At 43.1% G+C, this 26,307-nt stretch carries 28 protein-coding genes; 18 read left to right on the top strand and 10 right to left on the bottom strand.

Going from position 1 to position 26,307, the window contains the following annotated elements; all coding sequences use genetic code 11:
* The first annotated feature begins 2 nt into the window (after nucleotides 1-2).
* Both ISG33_RS10620 and ISG33_RS10615 read left to right on the top strand, forming a co-directional pair.
* Nucleotides 3-1,649 (top strand): hypothetical protein, encoded by a 1,647-nt coding sequence (locus ISG33_RS10620; protein WP_195733566.1) that lies wholly within the window; start codon nucleotides 3-5, stop codon nucleotides 1,647-1,649.
* Nucleotides 1,646-3,160: a tryptophan halogenase family protein gene (locus tag ISG33_RS10615; protein WP_195733565.1), complete on the top strand. Its 1,515-nt coding sequence runs from the start codon at nucleotides 1,646-1,648 to the stop codon at nucleotides 3,158-3,160. The genes ISG33_RS10620 and ISG33_RS10615 overlap by 4 nt, the downstream gene beginning before the upstream one ends.
* 20 nt (nucleotides 3,161-3,180) lie before the next feature.
* On the opposite strand, the gene ISG33_RS10610 is transcribed toward ISG33_RS10615, so the two are convergent.
* Nucleotides 3,181-4,107 (bottom strand): virulence factor BrkB family protein, encoded by a 927-nt coding sequence (locus ISG33_RS10610; RefSeq protein WP_370545315.1) that lies wholly within the window; start codon nucleotides 4,105-4,107, stop codon nucleotides 3,181-3,183.
* Nucleotides 4,108-4,269: 162 nt separating this feature from the next.
* A complete protein-coding gene (gene metF / locus ISG33_RS10605; RefSeq protein WP_195733564.1) occupies nucleotides 4,270-5,157 on the bottom strand; it encodes a methylenetetrahydrofolate reductase in 888 nt (295 codons plus the stop codon).
* A 139-nt stretch (nucleotides 5,158-5,296) separates the two neighbouring features.
* Between metF and metJ the strand changes: the two genes are divergently transcribed.
* A complete protein-coding gene (gene metJ, locus ISG33_RS10600; RefSeq protein WP_195733563.1) occupies nucleotides 5,297-5,617 on the top strand; it encodes a met regulon transcriptional regulator MetJ in 321 nt (106 codons plus the stop codon).
* 6 nt (nucleotides 5,618-5,623) lie between these two features.
* On the opposite strand, the gene ISG33_RS10595 is transcribed toward metJ, so the two are convergent.
* On the bottom strand, nucleotides 5,624-6,274 hold the full coding sequence (locus ISG33_RS10595; RefSeq protein WP_370545306.1) for a DUF2959 domain-containing protein: 651 nt from the start codon (nucleotides 6,272-6,274) through the stop codon (nucleotides 5,624-5,626).
* A gap of 226 nt (nucleotides 6,275-6,500) precedes the next feature.
* Here ISG33_RS10595 and pip point away from each other — a divergent pair, with 226 nt between their 5' ends.
* The 3 genes from pip (at nucleotide 6,501) to ISG33_RS10580 (ending at nucleotide 8,903) form a co-directional block, all read left to right on the top strand.
* Nucleotides 6,501-7,466 (top strand): prolyl aminopeptidase, encoded by a 966-nt coding sequence (gene pip / locus ISG33_RS10590; RefSeq protein ID WP_195733777.1) that lies wholly within the window; start codon nucleotides 6,501-6,503, stop codon nucleotides 7,464-7,466.
* The gene (gene dtd / locus ISG33_RS10585) at nucleotides 7,463-7,897 is read left to right on the top strand and encodes a D-aminoacyl-tRNA deacylase (protein WP_195733562.1); all 435 of its coding nucleotides are present in this window, start codon (nucleotides 7,463-7,465) and stop codon (nucleotides 7,895-7,897) included. Before pip ends, dtd begins: the two co-directional genes overlap by 4 nt.
* Nucleotides 7,898-8,000: 103 nt before the next feature.
* On the top strand, nucleotides 8,001-8,903 hold the full coding sequence (locus ISG33_RS10580) for a bifunctional GNAT family N-acetyltransferase/hotdog fold thioesterase (protein ID WP_195733561.1): 903 nt from the start codon (nucleotides 8,001-8,003) through the stop codon (nucleotides 8,901-8,903).
* A gap of 55 nt (nucleotides 8,904-8,958) precedes the next feature.
* On the opposite strand, the gene rpoH is transcribed toward ISG33_RS10580, so the two are convergent.
* Nucleotides 8,959-9,810 carry an RNA polymerase sigma factor RpoH gene (rpoH, locus tag ISG33_RS10575; RefSeq protein WP_195733560.1) on the bottom strand — a complete coding sequence of 284 codons (852 nt, stop codon included), beginning with the start codon at nucleotides 9,808-9,810 and terminating at the stop codon, nucleotides 8,959-8,961.
* Between the two features lie 349 nt (nucleotides 9,811-10,159).
* On the opposite strand from rpoH, the gene ISG33_RS10570 reads away from it, so the two are divergent.
* On the top strand, nucleotides 10,160-11,392 hold the full coding sequence (locus tag ISG33_RS10570; protein ID WP_195733559.1) for an EAL and HDOD domain-containing protein: 1,233 nt from the start codon (nucleotides 10,160-10,162) through the stop codon (nucleotides 11,390-11,392).
* 17 nt (nucleotides 11,393-11,409) lie between these two features.
* Nucleotides 11,410-12,651 (top strand): EAL and HDOD domain-containing protein, encoded by a 1,242-nt coding sequence (locus ISG33_RS10565; RefSeq protein ID WP_195733558.1) that lies wholly within the window; start codon nucleotides 11,410-11,412, stop codon nucleotides 12,649-12,651.
* Nucleotide 12,652: 1 nt separating this feature from the next.
* Here the strand turns inward: ISG33_RS10565 and ftsX are convergent, their stop codons facing one another.
* Genes ftsX through ftsY form a run of 3 tightly spaced genes read right to left on the bottom strand, consistent with a single transcriptional unit; the run spans nucleotide 12,653 to nucleotide 15,600 of the window.
* Nucleotides 12,653-13,633 (bottom strand): permease-like cell division protein FtsX, encoded by a 981-nt coding sequence (gene ftsX / locus ISG33_RS10560; RefSeq protein WP_195733557.1) that lies wholly within the window; start codon nucleotides 13,631-13,633, stop codon nucleotides 12,653-12,655.
* Nucleotides 13,630-14,322, bottom strand: coding sequence for a cell division ATP-binding protein FtsE (gene ftsE, locus ISG33_RS10555; protein WP_195733556.1), 693 nt, complete (start codon nucleotides 14,320-14,322; stop codon nucleotides 13,630-13,632). Before ftsE ends, ftsX begins: the two co-directional genes overlap by 4 nt.
* A 39-nt stretch (nucleotides 14,323-14,361) precedes the next feature.
* Nucleotides 14,362-15,600 (bottom strand): signal recognition particle-docking protein FtsY, encoded by a 1,239-nt coding sequence (gene ftsY / locus ISG33_RS10550; protein WP_195733555.1) that lies wholly within the window; start codon nucleotides 15,598-15,600, stop codon nucleotides 14,362-14,364.
* 81 nt (nucleotides 15,601-15,681) lie between these two features.
* Between ftsY and rsmD the strand changes: the two genes are divergently transcribed.
* A complete protein-coding gene (rsmD, locus tag ISG33_RS10545; RefSeq protein ID WP_195733554.1) occupies nucleotides 15,682-16,275 on the top strand; it encodes a 16S rRNA (guanine(966)-N(2))-methyltransferase RsmD in 594 nt (197 codons plus the stop codon).
* Nucleotides 16,276-16,318: 43 nt separating this feature from the next.
* On the opposite strand, the gene ISG33_RS10540 is transcribed toward rsmD, so the two are convergent.
* Complete coding sequence (locus ISG33_RS10540; protein WP_195733553.1) at nucleotides 16,319-16,915, bottom strand: YjaG family protein; 597 nt, start codon at nucleotides 16,913-16,915, stop codon at nucleotides 16,319-16,321.
* A 26-nt stretch (nucleotides 16,916-16,941) separates the two neighbouring features.
* Nucleotides 16,942-17,559, bottom strand: a complete 618-nt coding sequence (locus ISG33_RS10535) for a YhgN family NAAT transporter (protein WP_195733552.1) — start codon at nucleotides 17,557-17,559, stop codon at nucleotides 16,942-16,944.
* 295 nt (nucleotides 17,560-17,854) lie between these two features.
* Here ISG33_RS10535 and ISG33_RS10530 point away from each other — a divergent pair, with 295 nt between their 5' ends.
* Nucleotides 17,855-18,037, top strand: a complete 183-nt coding sequence (locus tag ISG33_RS10530; RefSeq protein ID WP_195733551.1) for a helix-turn-helix domain-containing protein — start codon at nucleotides 17,855-17,857, stop codon at nucleotides 18,035-18,037.
* A gap of 23 nt (nucleotides 18,038-18,060) precedes the next feature.
* Here ISG33_RS10530 and pepB read toward each other — a convergent pair whose 3' ends face one another.
* Nucleotides 18,061-19,353 (bottom strand): aminopeptidase PepB, encoded by a 1,293-nt coding sequence (gene pepB, locus ISG33_RS10525; protein ID WP_195733550.1) that lies wholly within the window; start codon nucleotides 19,351-19,353, stop codon nucleotides 18,061-18,063.
* Between the two features lie 87 nt (nucleotides 19,354-19,440).
* Here pepB and sfsA point away from each other — a divergent pair, with 87 nt between their 5' ends.
* The 8 genes from sfsA (at nucleotide 19,441) to ISG33_RS10485 (ending at nucleotide 26,286) form a co-directional block, all read left to right on the top strand.
* Nucleotides 19,441-20,148, top strand: coding sequence for a DNA/RNA nuclease SfsA (gene sfsA, locus ISG33_RS10520; RefSeq protein WP_195733549.1), 708 nt, complete (start codon nucleotides 19,441-19,443; stop codon nucleotides 20,146-20,148).
* A gap of 196 nt (nucleotides 20,149-20,344) precedes the next feature.
* A complete protein-coding gene (dksA, locus tag ISG33_RS10515; RefSeq protein WP_195733548.1) occupies nucleotides 20,345-20,785 on the top strand; it encodes an RNA polymerase-binding protein DksA in 441 nt (146 codons plus the stop codon).
* A 29-nt stretch (nucleotides 20,786-20,814) separates the two neighbouring features.
* The gene (gene gluQRS, locus ISG33_RS10510; protein WP_195733547.1) at nucleotides 20,815-21,720 is read left to right on the top strand and encodes a tRNA glutamyl-Q(34) synthetase GluQRS; all 906 of its coding nucleotides are present in this window, start codon (nucleotides 20,815-20,817) and stop codon (nucleotides 21,718-21,720) included.
* A gap of 75 nt (nucleotides 21,721-21,795) precedes the next feature.
* Entirely contained in the window at nucleotides 21,796-23,205 is a 1,410-nt protein-coding gene (gene pcnB, locus ISG33_RS10505) for a polynucleotide adenylyltransferase PcnB (protein ID WP_195733546.1), read from the top strand.
* Nucleotide 23,206: 1 nt separating this feature from the next.
* Entirely contained in the window at nucleotides 23,207-23,701 is a 495-nt protein-coding gene (gene folK / locus ISG33_RS10500) for a 2-amino-4-hydroxy-6-hydroxymethyldihydropteridine diphosphokinase (protein ID WP_195733545.1), read from the top strand.
* Between the two features lie 19 nt (nucleotides 23,702-23,720).
* The gene (panB, locus tag ISG33_RS10495) at nucleotides 23,721-24,515 is read left to right on the top strand and encodes a 3-methyl-2-oxobutanoate hydroxymethyltransferase (protein WP_195733544.1); all 795 of its coding nucleotides are present in this window, start codon (nucleotides 23,721-23,723) and stop codon (nucleotides 24,513-24,515) included.
* Nucleotides 24,516-24,530: 15 nt separating this feature from the next.
* A complete protein-coding gene (gene panC, locus ISG33_RS10490) occupies nucleotides 24,531-25,382 on the top strand; it encodes a pantoate--beta-alanine ligase (protein WP_195733543.1) in 852 nt (283 codons plus the stop codon).
* A 7-nt stretch (nucleotides 25,383-25,389) separates the two neighbouring features.
* Entirely contained in the window at nucleotides 25,390-26,286 is an 897-nt protein-coding gene (locus tag ISG33_RS10485) for a hypothetical protein (protein ID WP_195733542.1), read from the top strand.
* Nucleotides 26,287-26,307 lie beyond the last annotated feature (21 nt).

Below are 26,307 nucleotides of genomic sequence, written 5' to 3'. Positions count from 1 at the left end.
CTATGGCAGACTCTTTATTGCAAAAGATTGCTGTTACTTACAACAAGCAAAGCCGAAAAGATGCAGCACTCTGTGCCTTGTTCTTGTTCCGCAATGTCTCACCCTTGAAAGTGAGTATTAGCCTGATGCAAACTCTTGGGGACGATAAAGCGACAAACAATGGCGCTAGTTTCATAGAATCCGATGTGCTTTTGTTACTTAAAGCATGTGCGGATTTAGCGACATTATCCATAAATATTGAAAAAGAACTTATCGAAAAATGCGACGCTTCATATCATCTTGGCGACTTCGTTTATAGCGGGCAAAGCCAAGCTGAGGCTGACACAGGAAGCACAATTAAAACGCGCTTTAATAGTCGGGCTAAGTTAGGTATTCCAATAGCTGGGGTTACCTTTCATCACATATTGGCAAAGCTTAAACTAGATAAAGGTGCAAGTACTAACTTCGATCATAGTCTGCTTTCCTACTCACTAAATGGCCTATTATGTGATAAACAACGTTTTACACATCCAACTGCGAATGAACGCGATATTCGCTCCAGTATTTGCTATGCAATGACTTGCGACACGGCTTTATTTACGCAGTGGCTTTTCAATTATATTGAAAGGTTGAATCAAGCCCTGGCTTTGGATACAACATCTAGCACTCCAACCATTAGTGTTATTGAAGATAGTCGCTCTGAAAATATAGCGAATCTTAACAGCAGCACCAACACTGCCAAGCAAAACGGTTTTGATTTTGTGTTCTCTTTTGATTCTCAAGCTAGGAACAACGAGTGCGCTAGTGCTAGTGTTAGTGCAACGCACTTGAGCTATATCAGCGCAACTTGCAAAATCGAGCGTGATAGCTGTGGCAATGAACAGTTAATCAACATGAGTCGACTGCAAGGCGTTTATCAAATCGACGGTTATTCGTACTTATTGAGAAGTAGCGCCTCGTGTTGTTATATTAAAACGATTTACGATGCGAGTGCCGATGCGGAAATTACACAGCAGTCTGATATAAGCCTTCATCGGGCGAATATTTTGACTTTATTAGAGAGCTTAAATTTCCCTATGCCTGCCAATGCTTTGCATGTTGACATCAAGCACGTTGAGCAGCCACGCAAAATTAATGAAAATTTTTCAATGTGGGCAGGAAAAGAGTGGTCGTTTCCAGCTGAGCTTGCACAAGAAACGAAGGTAAGCGCCCAGCGCACGCCTTTATTGACCTTACTGGAACTGTGGCTAAGCTTATTCCCGCATAAGACAGAGGCTAGGCCTAACTCACAAAACAGTGATGTAAATAAACATATTAGTCGCAGCTTTAATCGCTTGTCCAATATGCAACTAGCGCACTACCAATCCTTTCAAAATATGTTTTCTGCTAGTGCCAGAAGTGAGGCTGAAAACAAACGCTTAGCTCTTTTTATCAACACAGGTGCCTATTACTTGGCAGAGCAGGATACCATTCCACAACATGCATGGACCAATTTGTTTATCGCTCTTGATTTGTGGCCTAAACGTTATGATCCTATGGTGAATAATATTCCTAACTTACATATATTGATTACAAAATTGCTAGCACAAATTGCGGCAGCCGCAGACAAGCAACCAAGCATCGATAACTATATTGAGCAGCACCTTATGCTACAACAGGACCAGATATGACCTTACAACAGAACAACATCAATAAAGTCGCCATTTTGGGCGGTGGCTCTGCTGGCTGGATGACTGCAGCGGCGCTTTCTAAAGTATTCAATAAAGAGAATGTTGCAATCACTCTAATAGAGTCTGAGTCGGTTGGTACGGTCTCGGTTGGCGAAGCTACTATTCCTCAAATATCCTTGTTTAATTCGCTGTTGGGTATTGATGAAAATGAATTTGTAAAGTTCACCAGCGGCACCTTTAAACTCGGTATTGAGTTCGCAAACTGGAAGCAGAAAGGACACGCCTACATGCATCCGTTTGGTACTTATGGCAGAAATATGGATGCCATTCAATTTCACCATTATTGGTTGAAAATGTACTTGCAAGACAAAGCGCCCGACTTATCGTCCTACTCTTTGTTATGCAATGCTGCCTATAAGGGAAAGTTTGGGCGCTCACAGCCCATTAAAAACTCCCCTTTGTCCAACATAGCCTACGCCTTTCATTTTGATGCGACTAAGTATGCTGAATACCTTCGCAGATACGCGGAACAGCGCGGTGTGACTAGAATAGAAGGCAAAGTTAAGGATGTTTTCACACGAAGTAGTAATGGCTTTATAGATTCTCTGTTACTAGAAGATGGCCAGCGTGTAGAAGCTGATCTATTTATTGATTGTTCTGGCTTTAAGGGCTTGCTTATAGAAGAAACCTTGAAGACAGGGTTTGAGGATTGGAGCGAGTGGTTGCCCTGCGATAGAGCTGTGGCTATGCAATGTAAGCCAAAAGATGAGGTGAAACCTTACACTAAATCAACGGCGCAAGATGCTGGCTGGACATGGCGTATCCCCTTGCAACATCGTATAGGAAACGGTTACGTCTATCCAAGCAAATACGTTAGTGATGAAGAAGCACTGGCGACATTGACAGCTCAAATGGAAGACGAACCCATTACTAAACCTAACTTTTTACGCTGGCAAACTGGCAGACGTAAAAAGATGTGGAATAAGAACGTGATCGCAATAGGCTTGTCTGCGGGCTTTATCGAACCACTTGAGAGCACAGGCCTGCATCTTATCCAGACAGCCATTTCACGCTTAATGGGCTTTTTCCCACACCAAGGCTTCAACCAAATTGATATTGATCACTTCAATGATCAATCTAAACTTGAAATGGAACAGATACGAGATTTCATTATCTTGCATTACAAACTGACAGAGCGTGACGACACGCCTTTTTGGGAATATTGTAAAAACATGGATGTACCAAAAAGCCTTCAAGATAAAATGGCACTGTATAAGTCGAACGGTCGTATTTTCCGTTACGAGAATGAACTATTTGATGAGACATCGTGGTTGGCTGTAATGCATGGTCAGGGTTTGCGTCCAGATGGGTATCACCCTATCGTCGATAATTTACCAGAAGAAGAGGTGTCGCGAAGATTAGCACATATTCAATCCGTTATTGATAAGTCGGTTGATACGCTCGGCAGCCAAGATGAATTCATACAAAAATATTGTGCTGCGACAATGTAATTTAGGCTTTTTAACAAGGCTTATTGAAGAGAACTAGCGGGTTCACTTTTGTCTTCAATAAGCTTTTTGTTTTTCGCCTTTTTATCTTTTTGCTCCTCGACATGCTCGTCCCGAGCGTCACAAGTTACGGTAATGCTGTATGTAAAGACTGCGCCAAGTAACACCACAATCCAACTTAAATAAACCCAGACGAACAGGATAGGCACTACTGCCAACGCACCATATATAAGTTGATAAGATGGGAAACTGGTAATGTAAAGCGCGAAAGCTTTCTTGGTAAACTCAAACAGAATAGTAGCCAGAACTGCTCCGCAAAGCGCGTATTTCGCTCTCACAGGCCGATTGGGTACAATCATATAAAGAATTAAAAATGCACCGATGGCAGCTAAACTTGGTACCATTTTTAGAAAAAATGTGCCCAGGCCAGGCGTGTATTCCTCTGCAAATGCAGCTAGACCTGCTAAATATGAGCTTACAACAATACTCAAGCCGATGAGTAAGGGACCAAGCGTGATGATCATCCAATAAATAGCAAAGGTAAAAATTATCGGGCGTTGAACTTGTGTGCGCCAAATATGATTGAAGGTTTTATCAATGTTTGAAATTAACAGTAAGGCGACTACTAATAAAGAAACGACACTCACCGCACTCATGCTTGACGCGTTCGCGACAAAATCGCCCATATAGTCTTGTAGGACGTCACCGGCAGTTGGCACGAAGTTGGTAAAAATAAAGTTTTCTATTTGTTCTCTCACTCCCTCAAAGGCAGGGAATGCAGACATTATCATAAAAAAGACAACAATCACTGGCACTAGCGACAATAAAGAAACATAAGCTAAATGCCCAGCAGAAACAGTGATACGTTCTGAACGCATATGATCGAGAAAGGCTTTGCCGATATTAAGTACAAGCGGTCGATAATAGTTGTACTTAGTTTTGAAGAACACCGATAAATTCAAGTCCGCAAGCTCCAGTTTTGCTAAGGGTTGATCTCACAATAGAGCCTAAAGGCCCTCGTTATTGAGCATTGTAGCTTGAACCCGCATTAACATAAAGAAAGACAGTGTAAACACCCTATGCGTAGCATTAACGCGTGCCTGTATAATAGCTTAAGCTTGATTACGCAAACCTAGCATGTGGCAAATGGCATAACTGAGTTCGCTTCTATTTAGTGTATAAAAGTGGAAGTGTTTTACACCCTCTTTTGCCAGCACTTTCACTTGTTCCATAGCAATATTTGCCCCTAGTAAATTGCGCGTTGCTTGGTCATCGTCAGCAAGACCATCGTACATTTTATGTAACCAATTTGGCACATGAACATTGGTAAAGCCAGCAAAGCGTAGCAGGGTTTGATAATTCGTAACGGGTAAGATTCCTGGCACGATGTCGAGATCGATGCCGGCAGCAGCTGCGCGGTCACGAAAGCGTAAAAATACACTTGTATCAAAAAAGAACTGTGAAATAGCTTCATTTGCTCCGGCCTCGGCCTTTCGCTTTAAATTCAACAAGTCGAATTGCGCATTAGGTGCTTCAGGGTGCTTTTCAGGATAAGCAGCAACCGAGATATCAAAGTCTGCGACATCTTTTAATAAAGCAACTAAGTCGGAGGCGTACATATCGGTTTTATCGACGCCTTCAGGTAAATCGCCGCGCAAGGCGACAATTCTTCTGATACCAGAATCCCAATAGTCTTTCGCAATTTGCTTTAATTCAGTCGCGCTAGCATCAACACAAGTTAGGTGGGGCGCCGTGGCAATACCGGTTTCTTTGTTAATGCGCTTAACAACCGCATGAGTGCGATCGCGCTCGCCGCTATTAGCACCATAAGTGACCGACATGTATTTAGGTTTCATTGGGGCAAGTCGTTCGACCGACTTCCATAAGGTTTTCTCCATGCTTTCTGAGTTGGGTGGGAAAAACTCGAAAGACACATCAATATCTCTTAGTTCTGATAGAGACTGATTAAGTGCGTCGATACCTTGCGCATAGGAAACCATGTTTATTGCTCACTTTTGGACGTTTAGACGTCTAAATTACTTTTAATACAGCTAGACGTCAAGAAGTTTACACTTCTAGATTGATATTTTTTCTATTCCAGTTAGACTTTTCATATAACTAAAATAATTAAGGACTCACATGGCCAAGTGGAACGGACAGTACATACATCCATACGCAGAACACGGCAAGAAAAACGAGCAAGTTAAGAAAGTCACTGTATCTATTCCGATTAACGTACTGCAAGTGCTTACCGATGAGCGAACACGCCGTCAAATAAACAACTTGCGTCACGCCACCAATTCAGAATTGTTGTGTGAGGCATTTTTGCACGCATTCACTGGTCAGCCTTTGCCTGACGATGCCGATCTCAGAAAAGATAATCCACATCGAATTCCAGCTTCCGCAAGAAAAATTATGCAAGAAATGGGTGTAGATATCGATGCAGTAGAGGCTGAATAGGCCTCTTTACCCATTTATCTCTTTGATAAACTCGTCCGATTGCTTAATGGCAGCATTCATCTCAGTGATTAAGCTGGCAACATCTTGTTTTATGTCGTTAAACTCACCCTGCAGAGCACCAATCGCATTTGCATTTAGGTTGTGTTTTAACGCAAGCACATTGTCTCGCAGTGCAATTAATACTGGCTGCATGCTAGCTTCTACCTTTCGCATTGAACGAAGTAAGCTGGCATATTTACGCTTAGTGTCAGCCAGTTTGTTTTTGCTGTTGCGTTTCAGCTTTGCATTGGAAATAAGTTCTATTTCTTGTTCCCATTCCTCAAAAAGCGCTTGAGCAACATTTTCTACATCGTCGATACGCTTTGTGAGATCTTCGGCGCTAGATTGACTAGCATCATATTTATCACTGAGTTCGTTATACACAGCTTCAAGTTCACCACCATCAAAATTAATTAAGGCACTGAATTCTTCAAGTGCAGAAGAGAATTGCTCTTGTGCGTCTTTTTGTGAGCGTTGAGCGTCTTCAACGCGGTCGACTAAGATATCGCGTTTTTCAACCCCAAGTTTCTCCCACATACCATAATAAGCGTTATCTACAACAGACTGACACGAGGCCAATAGTGAAACCATCATTAAAATAGCGAAGAAGCGCATCATATATCCTTTAATTATGTGGAGTTAGCTCAAATCTCTTATGCAAGGGTAAGACTTATAAGGCGAAAATACCAGCGTTTGGCAACGACTAATTACAGAAAGATGAACCATAAGCAGCGCTGCAGACTACCTAATATGTCGATACAAAAATAAGGCTAGATGCTTAGCTTACATGCAGTTAACATGAGAGTATCTAAATGGGACGCAAATTTATGGTGAGCTTACAGTGATGGACGGAATCTTTCACACCAATGCCGTGTATCATAAACAAATGATAGATGTAGCAAAGGGGCACAAAATTTATGTGGAGCAAAGTGGTAATCCAGAGGGTATACCTCTGTTGTACCTTCATGGTGGCCCGGGTGCCGGTTTAGGTAAAAATTACCAATGGCCCTTCGACCCTCTTAAATATCGGGTAATCGGCATCGAGCAACGTGGCTGTGGTAGGTCCACTCCTTTTGGAGATACCCAGCATAATACCACCGCCTTGCTTCTCGACGATATAGAAGTTGTGAGAAAACAACTCAAGATCCATTCTTGGGTGGTATTCGGTGGAAGTTGGGGCTCAACACTTGCGTTACTTTACGCCATTGCATCACCTTCATCCGTGATTTCATTAGTGTTACGAGGTGTTTTTCTTGCCCGTCAAGAAGACTTTGATTGGTTTTTAAGGCCAACAGGCTGTGCTGCGCAAATTTATCCAGAAGCCTATGAAAACTTCTCAGCACATGTGGATGATTTGTCCAGCTCCAACAAAATCTGCCAACAGTTTATAGAACTATTTAATAGTGACCTTCCTGCACAGAGCTTCGCTGCTCTGAAAAGTTGGTACGATTGGGAAGGCTTCATTTCACGCTTGATCCCCCCGCAAATACTCTCAAGCGACCTTGGCTCCGACTCACATATCAAAAGTCTTGCCTTGTTAGAATGTCATTATCTACTGAATAAGTGTTTTATTCCGGAAAACTACATTCTGGATAACAGTAGCATGTTAAGCGACTTTCCTTGCCACATTGTGCATGGACGCTACGATATGGTCTGCAAAGTTGAAAGTGCGTATGCGCTACACAAAGCGCTCCCTTTGTCTACGCTCAAAATTGTCAATAACGCAGGGCACAGCATGTCTGAGGTGGGTATAGCGAATGAATTAACCCGCATTATGAACAGTATGTTTGAATTCGGTAGCCAGCAATGAAGGCACTTATCCAAAGAGTCTCCAGCGCAAGTGTCACAATAAACGGCAAGACAAAAAGTACTATTGGTAGAGGTATTTTACTACTGCTGGGCATCGAAAAAGACGATGCTATGCAAGACATTGAAAAAATAGCCCGAAAAGTACACAACTACCGAATATTTTCTGATAGCGACGGCAAAATGAATCTCAGCCTACTTGATCTTGATGCTGAACTTTTAGTTGTATCACAATTCACCCTTGTCGCCGATACCAAAAAAGGAAACCGACCAGGCTTCTCTGGTGGTGCAACACCTGAACACGGTGAGCACATCTATCAAGAATTTATCGAACATGTTAATACTCATTATAAGAAGTGTGAATCGGGCGAGTTTGGAGCTGACATGCAAGTATCACTCGTTAATGATGGACCGGTTACCTTTCTTCTCAGTTGATCTTTCTTTTTAATCCCTCATAATCCTTACAAGAAGTATTACTTAAGATAAATATCCTTAGTGCTACTGCCCTGACATTGACTCTCAAGGAACGAATAAACACTTGTTTAGTATCCACACACCACAAAACCAACAAGAATTAGATGATTATTTTCATTTCCGCTGGAAATGGCTCAGAGAGCCTTGGGGTTATCCTCTTGGCTCAGAGAAGGATGAGTACGAAAGTGTTAGTGAACATCGGGTAGTACTGAATGCTTCTGGAGATATTGTTGCTTGTGGACGGGTGCATTTAAATACCTCAGAAGAAGCTCAAATAAGGCATATTGCCGTTTCCAAAGAGGTCCAACGCAAAGGCTTGGGGGAAATTATTTTATCCGCACTTGAGTCGGTGGCTCGTGATTTAGGCGCTGAGAGAGCGGTGACGAACTCAAGAGAGGCCTCCATCGACTTCTTTTTATCTTGCGGTTTTAATATTGAAAAAGAGGCACCGGACGAACTAGGCAAACTTAAGCGCAAGCATATGTTTAAGCAACTAGTTGACAATAACGTGCTTGTGCTTCACCCAAAGTGGTGTAGCGAACTGCAAAACACTTGGCATGAGAAAATCCCCATCAGCGAGCACATGGGCATTAAACTGCATCAATATACTGAGCGAACGATAGAAACTCGCGCTTCATTAAACAAGAACATAAATCTACACGGCTCGATGTTCGCTGGGAGTATTTTTTCTCAAGCAACCCTGACTGGCTGGGGAATGATTTTTTTGCAATTAAAACAAAAAGACTTGCAGGGTGAGATTGTACTGGGCGATGGAAACATCCACTACCACAAACCAGTAACCATGAGACCCAGAGCCTTGTGTAATATTGAAACCGTCAAAGCCAATTTTGAGCTTTTAGAAAGAGGCAAAAAGTGCCCAATCGAACTGAAAGTTGACATACACGACGGCGACTCAGCGGTTGCCGAATTTCATGGAAAGTTTTGGGTTATCCCAAGCAAAGCCTAAAACAATAACGCCGGCAAAAGCCGGCGTTATTTTATTGATACTAAAGTGAGTTAGCTTAACTCATCGCAGCCTGAAGTTTCTTCATTGCATTTTTTTCGATTTGTCTTACGCGCTCCGCTGATACTTGATATTCATCTGCCAAATCTTGCAAAGTCATTTTATCGTCTGCTAACCAGCGTGTTTCAATAATATGCTGGCTGCGAGCATCTAAGGTTTTAATCGCAGAGTACAATCTATTTGACGCGTTTTTGTCGTGGTCGCTATTGATAACTTCCATTTCGACATCGGCGGTTTTGTCTTCTAAATATTGCGCAGGAGAAAAAGCGCTTGATTCATCATCATCTGCTGACAAATCGAAAGCGGTGTCTTGGCTGCTCATACGCGCTTCCATTTGCAAGACTTCTTTGGTGCTCACGCCTAAATCTTCGGCAACTTTTTGCACTTCATCATGCGTAAACCAGCCTAATCTTTTCTTATTTTTACGAAGATTGAAAAATAGCTTGCGCTGCGCCTTGGTTGTTGCAACTTTCACGATGCGCCAGTTTTTCAAAACAAATTCGTGTATCTCTGCTTTTATCCAATGCACGGCAAAAGACACTAAGCGAACACCCACGTTAGGGTCAAAACGCTTAACCGCTTTCATCAAGCCAATATTACCCTCTTGCACTAAGTCTGCCTGAGGGAGACCATAGCCTGCGTAAGACTTCGCTACATGCACAACGAAACGAAGATGCGACATCACTAATTTGCGTGCAGCCTCTAAATCACCATTCTCAAAAAGTTGAGTGGCAAGAGACTTCTCTTCTTCAGCTGAAAGCATATTAATACTGCTAACGGCCTGAATGTAACTTTCAATGCTACCACTTTGTGGAACACTCAATGCTAAGGATTGTAATTTTGAACTCATTGTTACCTCGTTACTTCATTCTGGTCCTTTGGCTCAAAAGCCAGACCCCTATTCCGCACATCTTTTTATAGGTAAATTTGTAGTCGACTATTTCGGCGCTTGCTTATAAAAACTGAAGGCAAACATTCGACACACACTAAGAACGGAAGTTCGATTAAATTATTTCATTAAATATAAGGCTTAATCTCAAAAACTCAAGGGCGAATTATACTCTTTTCCACATTTATCACGATAAATTTGGATTTAAATATAAACACCTTTGTATTATATGATAAATTTTAAAAATGATCACATCGATGTATGTTAATTATATCGAGTAATAAGCTAAAAATAACACAGAGCACGACACATGTTTGCATATGTAGCAAGACAAGCAATTTATAATATCGACAAGCGCGTTTTTGCTTACGAACTCTTATTTCGGGATGGAGATAGCAACTGCTTTCCAGACATGTCACCTGATGAAGCTACAAGCAACATGATTGCCACTAGCCATTTGTCAGTTGGTATCGACGACATCACATTTAATAAGCCCGCATTTATCAACTTTCATCGCGATACGCTCTTGTATCGCTTCCCCTCTACACTTGACCCTCTTAATGTTGTCATTGAAATAGTTGAGACTGTGGATGTCGATGATGAACTCGTACAAGCCTGCAGACATATTAGAAACCTAGGCTATCAACTTGCCCTCGACGATTACGATTTTGGACCAAGATGGGACGTATTTTTACCCTTCATAGACTACATAAAAATTGAGGTTGAGGAACTAGAAAAGCATGGAGATGAGCTCGATAGCAAAATTAGACAGCTTACTGACCATGGCATAAAAATAATTGCTGAAAAAGTTGAAACTCATGAGCAGTTTGAGCGCTTCCGCGCTATGGGCGTTAAGTTATTTCAAGGATATTTTTTAGCTCGCCCTGAAATGGTACGTCATCGAGATTTAAACGCCTCGCTACATTCGGTTAGCGAGTTAGTTGGTTTAAGCCATAGTCCTAATTTTGATGTTAAAGAAGTTAGCAAAATAATTGAGCGCGATGTAGGTCTAGCATACAAGCTAATGCGCTTTGTAAATAATCCGCTCGTTAATAAAAGGCAGCAGATTGAATCTTTGCAACATGCCCTAAACTATATGGGCCACATCGAAATCAAGAAGTTTATTGCCCTACTCGCACTCGCAAACCTCAGGGGTGAAAAGCCAGGCGAGTTACTCACACAGTCTTTGGTACGGGCACGCTTCTGCTCTTTAATGTCCATCGATTTGAATCTGCCTGAGAACCCACCAAGTAGCTTTTTATTAGGCCTATTTTCTATGCTTGATGCACTTCTTGATACCCCCATGGAATCGCTAGTATCAAAACTGCCCGTCGGAGCAGAGCTACAAGACGCACTTTGCCATAAAAATCGAGATTCAAATATGGGATTACAACTGCGCGCTTGTTACGCATTCGAAGAAGCAAATTGGGATGAAATAGACTATATAGCAACAGATTTCGAGCTAACAAGCGATCGTATGTACACGCTTTATTATGAAGCAATGCATTGGGCGCAAAACATGAGTTCATCGGTAATTGAGTGATGAAACAAGGGAAAAATATGTTCGCATTTATTGCGCGTGAGCCGATTTTGGACAAAGAGCAAGAACTTTTTGCCTATGAATTACTATTTCGTGACGGCGAAAACGATGCATTTCCATCGCATCCTGCAAAAAAAACGGAGTTGATTAAACAGCGCTTCAATACACTTGGCATTGATGACATCGCTGGCGAACAAAATGTTTTTATTCATTTTTTACCTGAAACGCTGATCAATCACTTTCCTGAAGAGCTGTCTGCCGACAATGTTGTGATTGAACTCACGCAAAATCCCTCAATGGATAGTGGTTTAATGAAGGCTTGTGAGGAACTCAAGAGCAAAGGCTTTAAGCTAGCATTGAGTGGTGACAACTTAGAATCCACGATACTTACGTCTTATCCTTACATTGATATATTGAAAGTAGATCTTAGCAAAGCGCCCACAAATATGTTGGAGAAACATGTCCCTGCACTAGCGGCGTCGGGGATACAATTGGTCGCGGAAAAAGTATCGTCACTTGAACAGTTTGCCATGTGCAGAGACTTAGGCTTTGATTACTTTCAAGGTTACTTTTTCACACAACCCGAAGCCAAATCGGTAAAAGAATTACCAGCATCAAAACTGACCCTTGTAGAATTACTGTCTCAAAGTGCCCGACCAGACTTCGACCTCGAAACCGTTGCCGCAATTATCGAGCGTGATGCCGCCTTGGCCTATTTGCTTCTGCGCTTTATTAATAACCCAATGGTAAATAAACGCTTAAAGATTACGTCGTTGCGCCACGCATTAAAGTATCTTGGTGAGGTAGAAGTGAAGAAATTCATTGCGCTACTTTCTTTAGCTAGCCTGAATGAAAATAAACCACTCGAGTTATTGCAAGTCTCTTTGGTGAGAGCAAAGTTCTGTGAGCTTTGTGCTGCAGCTAAATACGGCAAGGAAAAAGCCATGTCGGCATTTGTTATAGGTTTGTTCTCTTTGCTTGATGCTATTCTCGACTCAGATATGACGACCGTAGTAGAGAAGTTGCCAACGAGCGTTGAAATTAAGCAGACTCTGCTTGGCTTCGATAGCGAATATCGGAATATATTAGACACGGCGAAGGGTTTTGAGAGCGGCTTGTGGAGCGTGGTAATTGAAAATTCAGAAAGCATGGCTATTTCGCAACAAGACCTTCATTCATTTTTCAATGACGCTATGCGTTGGGGCAATGAGATGCGCCTCGCACTTTCCGACTTCTTTCCAAAAGCTAAACCAAGTTTGTAAATTATCTTGGTTCGATGTCTTTCACGTGGCGCTGCACTGAGAGCAGAGAGCCAGCAAGACCCAGCCCTATGGATACTAAGAGCATGAAAAAGAGTGTGCTCATATCCATCGATGTGAGATTGAAGCTAACTTGATATTCTGCCATAAAGGCATCCATACTAAAGTCGACCCACAACAACACAAACAATACTGTTACCCAGGCCATTAGACCACCGAGTAAACCGTACCAAAAGCCTGTGTACAAAAAAGGTCGCTGAATAAAAGAATCGGTTGCACCAACCAACTTCATGACCACAATTTCATCTTTCTTGTTAAGAATATTTAGACGGATAGTATTACCAATAATCAACACAACGGCGAAAAATAATAATACCGCCAGCAAAGTCACGAGATCCTTTGCCACGCCAATAAGCGCATATAGTTTCTCTAGCCACTCGATATCTAGCTTACCTACGTCAACTTCTCGCTGCTTTCGTAACTTATCTAACAAAATTTGCGCTGCTCTGGGGCTTGCATGCTTGCTTGTTGGAACCACTAAAACAACTGCGGGCAATGGGTTACTAGGCAGATAATTCAAGGCATCGCCAAAACCAGAGAGCAGTTTAAATTCTTTCAAGGAATCGTCAGCAGAAATATAAGCGACTTCGGCAATTTCGGGCCACAGTCGTAAACGCTTCAACAACTGCTGAGCATCGGCTTCAGAAACCCCCTGCTCGAGAAAAAGTGAGATTTCAGAAGCTTGTTGCCATTGCTCACTGATCTGTTCAGTGTTTTTTACTATCACGTAAAGCGTACTCGGCAAAGTGATACTGAAACCGAGCACGCCAATAGTCATAAGCGATGCAAAAGGTGCACGCCAAAGTTCACCAAGACTGTTCACCGCTTGACGAAGATGATCGGTGAAGAACATAAAAATGCGCTGAAGGCCACCCACTCTGACGGTTTCAGCACCGTGTGAACGTCCCTTAAATAATAAACTCATCTGAATAACCCCTGATCTTGAGCATCATCCAAGCCATCGGTAATCATTTGTCCATTTTTCAGAGTAAGCGTACGATACTTCATTCTTGCGATGAGCCCGAGATCGTGAGTTGCAATGAAAACCGACACACCGGCTTGATTGAAATCTTCGAACAAACGGATAATTTCCATAGAAAGCTTGGGATCGAGATTCCCTGTGGGCTCATCGGCCAGCAGCAAAGGCGGCCGGTTCACCACCGCGCGCGCAATGCCAACACGTTGCTGTTCACCGCCGGAAAGTGTGATCGGTAAACTTCTCGCTTTGTCTCGTAAGCCTACCATTTCAAGTGCTGCGTCAACACGACGAGAAATATTCTTCCGCGTATGGCCTTCGATCACTAAGGGTAGAGACACATTATCATATACGCTTTTATCCATAAGCAGTTGGTGGCTTTGGAAGATCATGCCAATATCACGACGAATGTAAGCAATTTGCTTGCGAGTAATCGCACTTAAATCATGACCGTTAATCATTACTCGCCCAACGGTAGGACGCTCCATAATACTGATGAGTTTTAGCAGAGTACTTTTACCAGCGCCTGAGTGACCTGTTAAGAAGGCCATTTCACCTTGCTCAACATGGAAATCAACCTTTCGCAGAGCTTGTTGGCCGCCTGGATATGTTTTACTTACCTGCTCAAACTTTATCAAACTTACATCCTTTTACATCAAGCATCATGGCTTGCAATATTATTCGTCTGTCACTTCCTGACTAAACAGGGCATCAACAAATAGCTCAGCATCAAAGGGCTTCAAATCGTCAATCCCTTCGCCTATGCCAATATAGCGAATAGGAATGCCAAATTGATCAGCTAATGAGAAAATAATACCACCTTTTGCAGTTCCGTCTAATTTTGTCAAATTAATGCCTGTGATACCCACGGCATCATTGAAAATTTTTGTTTGGCTGACCGCATTTTGCCCAGTGCTAGCATCCAAGGTTAGCATAATTTCATGAGGTGCATTCGGGTTGATCTTCTTCATCACCCTTACCACTTTTTTCAATTCTTCAATTAAGTTATCTTTGTTCTGCAGCCGACCAGCTGTATCAGCGATAAGAATATCGGCCCCCTTAGACTTCGCAGAGGCTAAAGCGTCGAAGATCACAGAGGCACTATCGGACCCGGTTTGCTGGGCAACGACAGGAATATCATTGCGCTCGCCCCACACCTGCAATTGTTCAACAGCGGCAGCACGAAAAGTATCCCCCGCAGCCAGCATCACTTTTTTACCTTGTTGCTGAAATTGTTTAGCGAGCTTACCTATAGTGGTTGTTTTACCTACACCATTAACGCCAACCATGAGAATAACAAATGGCTCTTTCTGGCCGTCGCTGTCCATCTGTGTATTGCTCAAGTCTAAAGGCGTCGACACTGGTATTAACAATTCCTTCATTTGCTCTTTTAGCAAATCGTAGAGTGCTTCACCATCTTTCAGCTCTGATAACTTTGCACTTTGCGTTAATTTGTCGATTATTGATGTAGTTGTATCCATCCCAACATCGGCAATGAGTAATTGCGTTTCTAAGTCTTCGTAGAGATCATCGTCAATCTTTTTACCCGCGAATAGCGAGATGAAGCCTGTCCCGATACTTTCCTTGGTTCGCGATAAACTCTCTCGCAACTTACCAAAAAAACCTTGTGCTTTAGGCTTTTCTTGAGTGTCCGAGGATGAGCTGGCTGTTATCACTTCTTGTGCTTCAGGCAGCACCCGCACCTCGATGTCACTCGCGGGGCTCTCATCTTGCTCAGTTGCTATTTCAGCCTCAGCTTCAACGGCAGGTGGATACTCGTTGATGAAGGTTTCACCAGAATCAACTTCAGTCGTTTCTGTGGCAGCATCTAGCTCGCCGTTATCCTTTAACGCTGCCGGCTCACTCTCAGGCGCTTTCGACTTCTCTTTTTTAAACCAGTTAAACATATTTGCCATGCATTCTAAAAATCCTTCACCGCAGCTAGCGAGATTCAGATATAATCAATTAATAGCCTAATACTAACACTTTCAGGGCACATGACGCGAGTAAGAAAAGCAGCAAAGGCAAAGATGGGAAGCATCAGAATTATAGGTGGGCAACACCGTGGGCGAAAATTACCCGTGTTAAATATTGATGGCCTTCGCCCTACTACCGATAGAATGAAAGAAACATTGTTTAACTGGCTAATGTCGGATGTTCGCGGTGCACAGTGCATTGATTGCTTCGCCGGCGCAGGTTCGCTGGGTTTCGAAGCACTTTCACGGGGTGCAGAAAAAGTTACCTTCATTGAATTGAATAAGAATGCTGCACAACAAATCCGCAGCAATATCAGTTTATTAGGCGTCGACGCTCGCTATGTGCAAGTGAAAATTGGCGATGCACTAAAAGTATTATCTACCTTAGACTCTCAGCCCGACCTTATTTTTGTTGATCCTCCCTTTAACAAAGCATTGGTGCAACCTTGTATAGACATTATCAACACTACTCTCGCAAAAGAGGGCTGTCTTATTTACATTGAGCACGAAGCACAAGGCCTTACACTAGCATTGCCGTCGAACTGGCGCTTACACAAAGAAAAAACGACTCAGCAAGTCTGTGCTCGCGTATATTGCGTTGAGAAATCTGGCTAGTCGCTAAGCACAATAACAAGCACAAAAATAAGGGTTAGCAAAACTAATTATTTAGGCTGATTCCAATATTCGACATCTCGAGTTCTTTTATCTGCTTGCGCAACTCTTTAAAGCTACTTTGCTTACACAAAGACAATAACTCCATCTGCATTTCGATTTCATATTGCATTAACGGGTCGGCTTTTATTTCCTGATTACTTAAGTCGACATCGGACAATGCAAGTAGATAGGCTTCAACACCGCCTTGACTCAATTTAGCCACCATTACTGCGCCATTTTCCTCCTCATCACAAATAAGCTGCAAGCATGCTGTCGCAGCCATACAAAAGTCCAAAGCTGGATAAACCCCATAATTATCGAAGTTCTCAATATCGGGAGTGATCTCTTCTAGCTTTTCCAGTTGAACCGCTATGTTAATCTTAGATTTTGGAGCAAGTAACCATTCCCATATCAAATCAAGCAGCTTTTTGGCATATTCGGCGTCACCGAATTCACACACTTCGCTGAATAATACGTAATTAGGAAGCATTCTTTGTAACAGGCCGGCAGAGAACGCCACAGCCTGCTTTTTCGGAAGATCGCGTACCTGTTGAAAAGTACTTAGCTTTTCACCTGCTGGTTTATTTTTCGGATTCGACATGGTCAACTGCTCTTATTTAAGTATCACTATTGAAGTATTGAACTAACGTGAAGCTGGGATTGAAAGTAAACACCTATTCCATTCAATAGCATCTGAATTGCTATCATGATTAGTATCATACCCATTAAACGCTCAACGGCGTTAAGGCCCTTTTCGCCAAGTAAACGGTGGAAGGTGTTCGACATCGATAGAATGACTGCGCTCACCAACCACGCCGCAAATAATGCAATGCTCCATTCAGTCATTTTGTTGGGCTCTTGATTCGCCAATAATATCAACGCTGCCATCGTCGACGGCCCAGCAATCATAGGAATTGCCAAAGGCACAATAAATGGTTCTTCGCCCGCGGGTAAACTCATTATTCCGCCGGGCTGTGGGAATACCATCCGAATAGCAATAATAAAAAGAATGATACCACCTGCAATACTTACGGTTTCTTGCTCAATTTTGAGAAAGTCTAGTAATAATTGGCCACTGTGTAGAAATACCATCAGGATGACTAGAGCAAAGAGCAATTCGCGAATAATCACTCGGCGTCGTCGCTGTGGGTCGATAGTCTTCAAAACCGACATGTAAATAGGCAGATTTCCAAGAGGATCCATGATTAAAAATAGCATGGTTGCGGCGGCTAATATCTCTGCCAAAATAATCTCCTGATGAAAAAACCGCAATTATGCGTCAAATCACCATCAAATGGCAGTCTTGCTAGCGAGTTATTATAAAAATAATCGATTTACACACCTATGTATTATTTCCGCGCAAGCATAGAAAAAATAACCTGATATGCTTTGTACAGTTTACTTTTGCTGCAAGATTCACATAGCAAATATAAACTAGTTTTAATTACCATTAAATAAATCGTCGCATCTGTCGTTAACCATAGTATCAATAGCAGCCGCAGATAATAATATTTATGATTCAATCACAATGGAGGACAGCATGGCATTAATGACTGTATCTGAAGTAGCCGAGTTTTTAGCAGTACAAGAAGTAAGAGTTGAACGTCTCGAACGAGAGAGTTTACTGATGTCAAAAGAAAAAGATGACGCCGGCAACCCACTTTTCGATCGTGGCGATGTTGAGCGCTATAAAGAACTAGCAGAAAGGCTTGGCGGCATTTAAAACCGCCAATAAGATGTGATTACTTAATCAGCTAGAAGCTGATGAGCAATGGTGCGTATACCAATTCCTGACGCGCCGTTGGGCATGAGTTCGTTGCCATTCCTATTATACGCTGCAGCTAGGTCAATATGTACCCAGCCTTTTCCGCCTTCAGCCACAAAACGCGATAAGAACCCTGCCGCATTTGATGCGCCTCCAGCTCCTCCACCTTTCATCGGTCTGCTATTTGCAGTATCTGCAAACGGCGATGGGCATTGCTCTTGATGCCACGGCATCAGTGGAAGCGGCCAATGAGCTTCATGCGTAGCAGATGCGCTTGCAAGCACCGAGGCTTGCATGTCTTCATCCATGCTAAAGACAGCATTAAACTCTCTGCCAACAGCCATTACTGCGGCACCCGTCAGCGTTGCGGCATCAATGATTTTAGCAGCACCAGACTCGCTTGCAGCCATCAAGCCATCGGCTAGAACCAGTCGTCCCTCAGCATCGGTATTAACAATTTCTACACTAACGCCATTTTTATAGGTAATCACATCACCTAATTTGTAAGCATGATCGCTTATTAAGTTTTCAGCGCAACACAAGAAGAGCTTCGTGCGTTTTTTTAGTCCTTGCATGATAGCCAGTCCAAGAGCGCCGGTAACCGTTGCCGCACCGCCCATGTCACATTTCATATCGAGCATGCCTTCACTCGATTTTATGCTATAGCCGCCGCTATCAAAAGTTATGCCCTTTCCGACCAATGCGAAGTCGACAGGCGCATCGATATTGCCAGTAGGATTGAAGTCCAATTCGAGTAATACAGGTGGTCTGCAACTGCCTCGCCCAACTTCGTATATGCCTTGCCAACCGGCCTCCACTAATTCTTTACCTTTAAGCATATTCACTGCAACAAAGTCAGGTGCTAGCGATTCTATCCAGCTTGCCGCAGCAACAGCTAGTGATTCAGGGCTGAGTTCTTCGGGCGTTTCGTTAACCAAGTTACGTGTAAATTTAAGTGCCTCGTAGCGAATGGCTAAATCCGCTGAGCTGCCGTTTGTTGTATCACTTGCCCAGTTGATTTCGCCATTGAAACCAGCACCGCAGAAACTCATGACGAAGGCATACTGTTGCTCACAGTCCCAAGTTCCGCTGAAGCAAATATCTTTAATGCCTAAAGAGGCTATCTTTTTAGCCGACTTTTGTATGATTCTCAAATGGAGCGAATTATCTGGTAGATGTATTTTAGCGCCCTCCTGATCAAAGGATAGACTACTATTTACTCCCCAATTTTCGCTCGCGCTAGATTGCGTTAGGACGATTTTGAACGTTGACATTAATACTCCAACAAGGTGTTATGGTGATCACTGATGGCGCGATAGTAGCAAACCCTCATACGAAGAACAAAAATGCGAAGGATATAGATGCCTAAATACACCTCAGCCCTTGTAAAGGCGACACTCATCAAACGCTACAAACGCTTTCTTGCTGATGTAAGCTTAGCCAATGGCGAACGAGTTACCGTGCATTGCCCCAACACAGGCGCCATGACCAACTGTGCAGAACCGGGTTGGACGGTGTACTTAAGTGAATCGCCCAATCCCAAGCGGAAATACAAATATACTTGGGAGCTCAGCGAAGATAACGACAATAAGCTTATTGGCATCAATAGCAGCTTTGCCAACAAAGTTGTCGCCGAGGCTTTACAACAGCGCCATATTCTTGAACTCGCCGAATATGATCAAATAAGCCCCGAGATAAAAGTTGGCGACAGCCGCATAGATTTTCTCTTACAAGGTGACGGCATGCCCGATTGTTACTTGGAAGTAAAGTCAATGACATTGCGAGATACAGGAGGCGAAATTGGCTACTTTCCTGATACAGTGAGCAAGCGTGGTACAAAACATGCTAAAGAATTGGGTATGCTTGCTCAACAAGGACATAAAGCCGTTTTGCTATTCTGCGTGCAACATGAAGGCATAAATAGCTTTGATATCGCCAAGCATATTGACCCCGAATATGCTGAAACCTTGGAGGATGCACAAAATAAGGGACTTTTATTGTTATGCTACAAATGTAATTTTTCTATGGATATTATAAAGTTAGGAGAGGCACTACCAAAAGCTGAGTAAAAAAAGATTGATTTTTGTGGAAAAATCACCATATTACCGTCCTCAGTTTAAAACTACGTTATATTTATTGCAGTTTAGCCTTGTCTTGCAACGCAAACCTAGGCTGAATCATTGAAACGACATTTACACGACGTTATTTGCCAGTGGAACAGAGGGCAAAAGGATGCAAAATGTCGATGTTTAGGAGAAATGGCAGATGCCAACAGGAAAACAATTAGGCTTGCTTGCACTAGCAGAAGTGCAACCGTATCAAGAAAAGCCCGACGAAGAGTACATGAACGATGATCAAATGAATCATTTTCGTTTGATTTTAAAGGCCTGGAGAAACCAACTGCGCCAAGAAGTCGACCGTACTGTACACCATATGCAAGACGAAGCAGCTAACTTCCCCGACCCAGTAGATAGAGCAGCACAAGAAGAAGAATTTAGCTTGGAGCTCAGAGCAAGAGATCGCGAACGGAAACTAATCAAGAAAATTGAGAAGACATTAAAACGCATCGAAGAAGATGACTTTGGTTTTTGTGATTCTTGTGGTATTGAAATCGGCATTCGTCGCTTAGAGGCACGCCCAACAGCCGACATGTGCATTGATTGCAAAACCATGGCTGAAATCAAAGAGAAGCAACTCCAGGGCTAAGCGATCATTAGCTCGCTGCTAAAAATGCAATGACTCAGTCTGAGAAAGCTTACGTTGGTCGTTTTGCCCCCTCACCCTCCGGGCCATTGCATTTTGGATCCTTATTTTGTGCCTTAGTCAGTTATTTGCATGCAAAACAAGCCAATGGAAGGTGGCTTGTGCGAATAGAAGATGTTGATGAAACCAGAGCAATAGCTCACGCAGACCAGACAATACTCAACCAACTCCGCTCCCATGGTTTACATTGGGATGGCGACATCGTTTACCAAACCCAACGTAAAGCAGCTTACAAAAATACGCTGCACTTGCTTGAATCAGCAGCACAACTATATGCCTGCACCTGCACTCGCAAAATGATTAGAAGCCAAGGTTTGTTTTATACTGGGCATTGCGCCAACTCTCTATTAGCACTCAACACTTCTGGCGCATCCATTCGCATGAAAAACGACCAATCAGCAAATTACTTCACCGACCTACATCTAGGTAAAGTGACGGTAAACGCAGGCTTCGCCACAGAAGATATCGTAGTAAAACGCAAAGATGGTCTTTTTAGTTATAATCTTGCTGTCGTGGTAGATGATATTTTTCAATCGATAAGCCATGTTGTGCGTGGCGCAGACCTTGTCGATACCACGCTTCAGCAGGCGCTCATCTACCGCAAGTTGGGCTTACGCCCACCGCAGTATTTCCATCTACCAGTCATCGCAAGCCGCGCTAACAAAAAACTGAGCAAACAAAATCATGCGGCAGCAATACTGGCAGAGCAGTGGTATGAAAATCTGTGCTTGGCGGCTAAATTTTTGGGCTTTCCTGAAGCTAAGCTTCCCAATAAGACTACCCCAGAAGCGTTTATTAGTTACTTGGTTGAATACTGGCAGCCTGTTTTATTGCCAAAAGAAAGAGAAATTCTCCTTTCTCAATCAAATAACGTATAATCATGAAACTCAAGGTTTTTAATCACGTAAACCTACCCGCTAATCTGGGTAGTCATGCAAATAGGTTAAGGTGGTATGGCAATTAGTCCATCAGCACAAAATGAAGATACATCGTCGATAAAAACAGCTTCGGCGATCGACCCTGTTGTTGTTCCAAAAGGACAGCACCCTATGACGTTTTCTGACATCAGTGAAAACGCACTTTCGGTATTACGCAGACTCAACAGTAAAGGTTACGATGCTTATTTAGTCGGCGGTTGTATTCGCGACAAGCTGATGGGGAAAACGCCCAAAGACTTTGACATTGCCACTAACGCAACCCCGGAACAAATCAAAGCTTGCTTTAGGAACTGTCGCTTAATTGGTCGTCGATTTAGGCTTGCTCATATTGTTTTTGGTAAAGATATTATCGAAGTTGCCACCTTCAGAGGGCATCATGCCGATCTTGAAAATAATGACGCTGAAAACAAAGTCAAAGTTAAAGCTCGAAGTGGTAAGCAAGTGGAAGATGTGCTCGCTAAGCAAGATCAGCAAGGTCAGCTTTTACGAGATAATGTTTTTGGCACTATAGACGAAGACGCTGAGCGCAGAGATTTCACCTTCAATGCGATGTATTTTAGTGCGAAGGATCAGAGCATAATTGATTTTGCACATGGCTTACGCTCAATTCAAAACAAGCGGGTTGAGCTGATAGGCGATCCTGCTACTCGTTTTCGAGAAGATCCCGTTAGAATGATCAGAGCGGTGCGTTTCGCAGCAAAATTGGGAATGAGCATTCCCGATGAACTTGCCACACAATTTAAAGAATTGGGGCATTTACTAGGCAATATTCCACCGGCCAGATTGTTTGAAGAAGTACTTAAATTATTCATATCAGGCAGCGGTGTAAAAACCTTTCAGTTATTACATCAACATGGCCTATTCGGTCATTTATTCCCACAATTTGCCCCCCTGCTGGTTGACGACAAATGCCGTGAAATGCAACTAGTCATGCAAGTATTGAAAAATACCGACGAACGTATCAATAACGAACAACGTGTTACACCGGCATTTTTATATGCAGCTTTCCTGTGGTATCCAGTTGAAGAGCGTGCTCAAACGATTATTAACGAATCGGGAATTACTTATCATGACGCGTTCAACATCGCGATGGGCGAAGTACTTCATCGACAAATCCAGCGCATAATGATACCCAAGCGCTTTTCCATAGCGATACGCGAAATATGGCAGTTACAAACACGTTTGCCAAAACGTTTCGGGCGGCGAGCTTTTCAGACCCTTTCTCATGCTAGATTCAGAGCTGCATATGACTTTCTGTTAATCAGAGGTCAGATTGAAGGGGGCGACTTGATGGAACTCGGCGAGTGGTGGACTGAATTTCAAGAAGTAAGCCCAGAAGAGCGCAAAACTATGCTGAATGTTTTGCGAAAAGAAGCCGGCCCAGCGAGGAAACGCAAACCTCGCCCAAAAAAGAAAGCTAATTAAGATGCTGTCGGACGTTGCCTACATTGGGTTAGGAAGTAACCTTGGAAAGCCGACAGAAAAGATTAAGTCGGCCTTGGGTGCCATTGAGGCCCATTCCCAAATGGTACTGAATGCAAGCTCAAGCTTCTACGCTAGTTCCCCCATGGGACCACAAGACCAACCCGATTATGTAAATGCAGTTTGCAGAATAAAAACATCGTTACAGCCTCAAGAACTTCTAGCGACGCTACAAGATATTGAAAATAGTCATGGCCGCGAACGAATCGGTGAGCGCTGGGGACCAAGAACACTCGATCTCGACATATTGTTGTATAACGATCTCATACTCAACACACAGAACCTTACCCTGCCTCACTATGGTATGCAGGAGCGTGAGTTTGTGCTCGTGCCTCTTTTCGAGATAGCACCAGACATGATAATGCAGGACGGCCGGTCATTGGCAACATGGGTTGCAAAATGTGACCTTGAAGGCCTGTATAGACTAGATTTGAGTTAACTCACTTAGCGAGAGAAAGATGAAAAAAGTCACAACTTCTACCCTGCTTGAAATGAAAAAATTGGGTGAAAAAATCACTGCACTTACGGCATACGACGCCAGCTTTGCCAAAATGTTTGATGAACAGTTTGTCGATCTAATGCTAATTGGTGACTCTTTAGGCATGGTCCTAAAAGGTGACGACGACACCACCGGTGTCAGCGTAGACCACATTGCTTATCACACAGCCTGCGTAAGAAAAGGAACTATTCGCGCTTTCGTAATTGCCGATATGCCATTTATGTCATACGCAACCACTGAGCAAGCCTTTGAGAATGCAGCAAAACTAATGGCAAGCGGCGCGAGCATGGTAAAAGTCGAAGGCGGAAGTTGGCTAGCGCCCACCATTGAAGCCCTAGTTGCCCGAGGCATTCCAGTATGTGGTCACCTTGGTTTAACACCTCAATCGGTGCATGTATTTGGTGGTTTTAAAGTGCAAGGACGCGAAAACGCAGAAGCTCAGAAGATTCTCGATGCCGCGTTAGAACTAGAAAAATCGGGCATCCAACTATTAGTTTTAGAGTGCGTGCCAAGCTCAGTAGCAACCTTGATCTCGGAAACCCTTACTATCCCCGTTATTGGCATCGGTGCTGGCCCTGGAACAGACGGTCAGATACTGGTAATGCATGATATGTTCGGCATTAGCGCCAATTACATGCCGAAATTCAGTAAGAACTATTTAGAAGAACACAACGATATGCGGTCGGCTGTAAGCGCATATATTGAGGAAGTTAAAAATGGTAGCTTCCCGGGCCCAGAACACTCCTTCAAGTAAATAGAGTAAGCTTATATGCAAATAGTCTCGGATATCACTGAACTTAGAGAGCTGCGCAGAACATGGCAATCAAGCAAACAGCAGATCGCCTTCGTGCCCACTATGGGCAATCTTCACAATGGCCATCTCAAATTAGTGAAAGAAGCGAAAAAACACGCTAGTAAAGTAGTGGTATCAATTTTTGTGAATCCTCTGCAGTTTGGACCCGATGAAGATCTTGACGCCTATCCACGTACCATTGACGACGATAAAACATCTTTGGCGGCACTTGGCGTAGATGTGTTGTTCATGCCGAGAGTGAGTGATATATACAGCCGAGGTCTGGAGCAACAAACCTTTGTTGAAGTACCTGGACTATCATATATGATCTGCGGTGCAAGTCGTCCAGGGCACTTTCGTGGCGTAGCTACCATCGTTTGTAAGCTATTTAATATGGTGCAACCAAACATGGCTTTTTTTGGTGAAAAAGACTTTCAACAATTGCAGGTCATCAAAGCCATGGTGACGGATTTGTCGATGAATTTAACCATTCATGGTGTGCCCACCGAGCGCGAGCCTGACGGTCTAGCAATGAGCTCAAGAAATAGCTACCTGAATCAAGAACAGAGAAAAATTGCACCTGCCCTTTACAAACTTATTTGTGAAATGGCCGACGAAATTAGGGGCGGCAGGCGCGATTTCTCTATTCTGATGCAAGAGCACAAAGAGAAGTTAGCAAGCTTAGGTTTCAAGCCCGACTACATCGATATTCGCTCAGCTAACTCCTTGCTCCAGCCCAGCCACGAAGATAAGGCTTTAGTAATACTAGGTGCTGGCTTTTTAGGAAAAACTCGCATCATTGACAACGTTCAACTTGTTATCGAGTAGCTAAGTAGTGAAAAAATACAGTCTTCTAATCACCTTTATCTTCGCTCTGTTAGTCTATACAGCTATAGACCTTCACGCTCAACAAACTTCTTTAGACCAAACCCCACCCATAGAAAAACTAGCTTTAAAGCTTAGTAAGCACCAACTATCTAATATTGGATTAAAGATATATAGAAACGAAACTGGTGCGAAAAAAGAAAACTTGATCGCTTGGAATCAAGGTGAGGATTTCGCCAGCTTAGGAATAGGGCATTTCATCTGGTTTCCCAAAGACCTTAACAGCCGCTTTACAGAAACGTTTCCAGACTTACTCGATTTTTTTATCAAAAACGACGTGGAGATGCCACTTTGGTTGCGCACTACACGAGATTTGCCATGGGGCACAAAAGAAGCTTTTAAGGCAGCTCGACGCGGTGACAAAATGCAAAGTTTAGAAAAATTGCTGTTAAGTACTTTTAATCACCAGATCGAATTTATTTACGAGCGCATGCAGGCAGCCTTGCCTAAAATGCTGGCTCCTGCGTTGTTGGAGGAGCTCGGTATTCAGGGTATGGAAGAAGGTATTGAGGCGAGATTTAATAGTTTACTTCAATCTGAACAAGGCTTGTATGCCTTAATCGACTACGTTAACTTCAAAGGTGAAGGTATCGCCGCAAGCGAGCGTTATGAAGGGATGGGCTGGGGTTTGTTGCAAGTGTTAGTCAATATGGAAGTAGAGGGCGAAAAAGAAGGGCTTGACGAGGCGCAGCATAACATAGCCAATGAACTAAAAGCCTTCAGTGACGCATGTAAAAAAGTACTATCACGAAGGGTTGCTAATTCCACCCAACCCGAAGTGGAGCAGCGCTGGTTACCCGGTTGGAAAAAGCGTTGCGACACTTACAAAGTTAACGCCAAGCAATAGGCTAGAAAACACAGCGCGCTA

Source organism: Marinibium conchae (genome assembly GCF_015595035.1).
Taxonomy (GTDB): Bacteria; Pseudomonadota; Gammaproteobacteria; order Enterobacterales; family Alteromonadaceae; genus Glaciecola.
Note: the sequence above shows the minus strand (reverse complement) of the source record. Positions and strands in the feature narration are given on the sequence as shown.

Excerpts from the sequence above, each read along its gene's own strand:
- folK (WP_195733545.1), top strand. The coding sequence starts at position 23,207 with ATGCTGTCGGACGTTGCCTACATTGGGTTAGGAAGTAACCTTGGAAAG.
- ftsY (WP_195733555.1), bottom strand. The coding sequence starts at position 15,600 with ATGGCAAATATGTTTAACTGGTTTAAAAAAGAGAAGTCGAAAGCGCCT.
- ISG33_RS10565 (WP_195733558.1), top strand. The coding sequence starts at position 11,410 with ATGTTCGCATTTATTGCGCGTGAGCCGATTTTGGACAAAGAGCAAGAA.
- metF (WP_195733564.1), bottom strand. The coding sequence starts at position 5,157 with ATGGTTTCCTATGCGCAAGGTATCGACGCACTTAATCAGTCTCTATCA.
- rsmD (WP_195733554.1), top strand. The coding sequence starts at position 15,682 with ATGACGCGAGTAAGAAAAGCAGCAAAGGCAAAGATGGGAAGCATCAGA.
- pcnB (WP_195733546.1), top strand. The coding sequence starts at position 21,796 with ATGGCAATTAGTCCATCAGCACAAAATGAAGATACATCGTCGATAAAA.
- panB (WP_195733544.1), top strand. The coding sequence starts at position 23,721 with ATGAAAAAAGTCACAACTTCTACCCTGCTTGAAATGAAAAAATTGGGT.
- dtd (WP_195733562.1), top strand. The coding sequence starts at position 7,463 with ATGAAGGCACTTATCCAAAGAGTCTCCAGCGCAAGTGTCACAATAAAC.
- ISG33_RS10570 (WP_195733559.1), top strand. The coding sequence starts at position 10,160 with ATGTTTGCATATGTAGCAAGACAAGCAATTTATAATATCGACAAGCGC.
- pepB (WP_195733550.1), bottom strand. The coding sequence starts at position 19,353 with ATGTCAACGTTCAAAATCGTCCTAACGCAATCTAGCGCGAGCGAAAAT.
- rpoH (WP_195733560.1), bottom strand. The coding sequence starts at position 9,810 with ATGAGTTCAAAATTACAATCCTTAGCATTGAGTGTTCCACAAAGTGGT.
- metJ (WP_195733563.1), top strand. The coding sequence starts at position 5,297 with ATGGCCAAGTGGAACGGACAGTACATACATCCATACGCAGAACACGGC.
- pip (WP_195733777.1), top strand. The coding sequence starts at position 6,501 with ATGGACGGAATCTTTCACACCAATGCCGTGTATCATAAACAAATGATA.
- ISG33_RS10615 (WP_195733565.1), top strand. The coding sequence starts at position 1,646 with ATGACCTTACAACAGAACAACATCAATAAAGTCGCCATTTTGGGCGGT.
- panC (WP_195733543.1), top strand. The coding sequence starts at position 24,531 with ATGCAAATAGTCTCGGATATCACTGAACTTAGAGAGCTGCGCAGAACA.
- sfsA (WP_195733549.1), top strand. The coding sequence starts at position 19,441 with ATGCCTAAATACACCTCAGCCCTTGTAAAGGCGACACTCATCAAACGC.
- gluQRS (WP_195733547.1), top strand. The coding sequence starts at position 20,815 with ATGACTCAGTCTGAGAAAGCTTACGTTGGTCGTTTTGCCCCCTCACCC.
- ISG33_RS10530 (WP_195733551.1), top strand. The coding sequence starts at position 17,855 with ATGGCATTAATGACTGTATCTGAAGTAGCCGAGTTTTTAGCAGTACAA.
- ISG33_RS10540 (WP_195733553.1), bottom strand. The coding sequence starts at position 16,915 with ATGTCGAATCCGAAAAATAAACCAGCAGGTGAAAAGCTAAGTACTTTT.
- dksA (WP_195733548.1), top strand. The coding sequence starts at position 20,345 with ATGCCAACAGGAAAACAATTAGGCTTGCTTGCACTAGCAGAAGTGCAA.
- ftsX (WP_195733557.1), bottom strand. The coding sequence starts at position 13,633 with ATGAGTTTATTATTTAAGGGACGTTCACACGGTGCTGAAACCGTCAGA.
- ISG33_RS10620 (WP_195733566.1), top strand. The coding sequence starts at position 3 with ATGGCAGACTCTTTATTGCAAAAGATTGCTGTTACTTACAACAAGCAA.
- ISG33_RS10595 (WP_370545306.1), bottom strand. The coding sequence starts at position 6,274 with ATGATGCGCTTCTTCGCTATTTTAATGATGGTTTCACTATTGGCCTCG.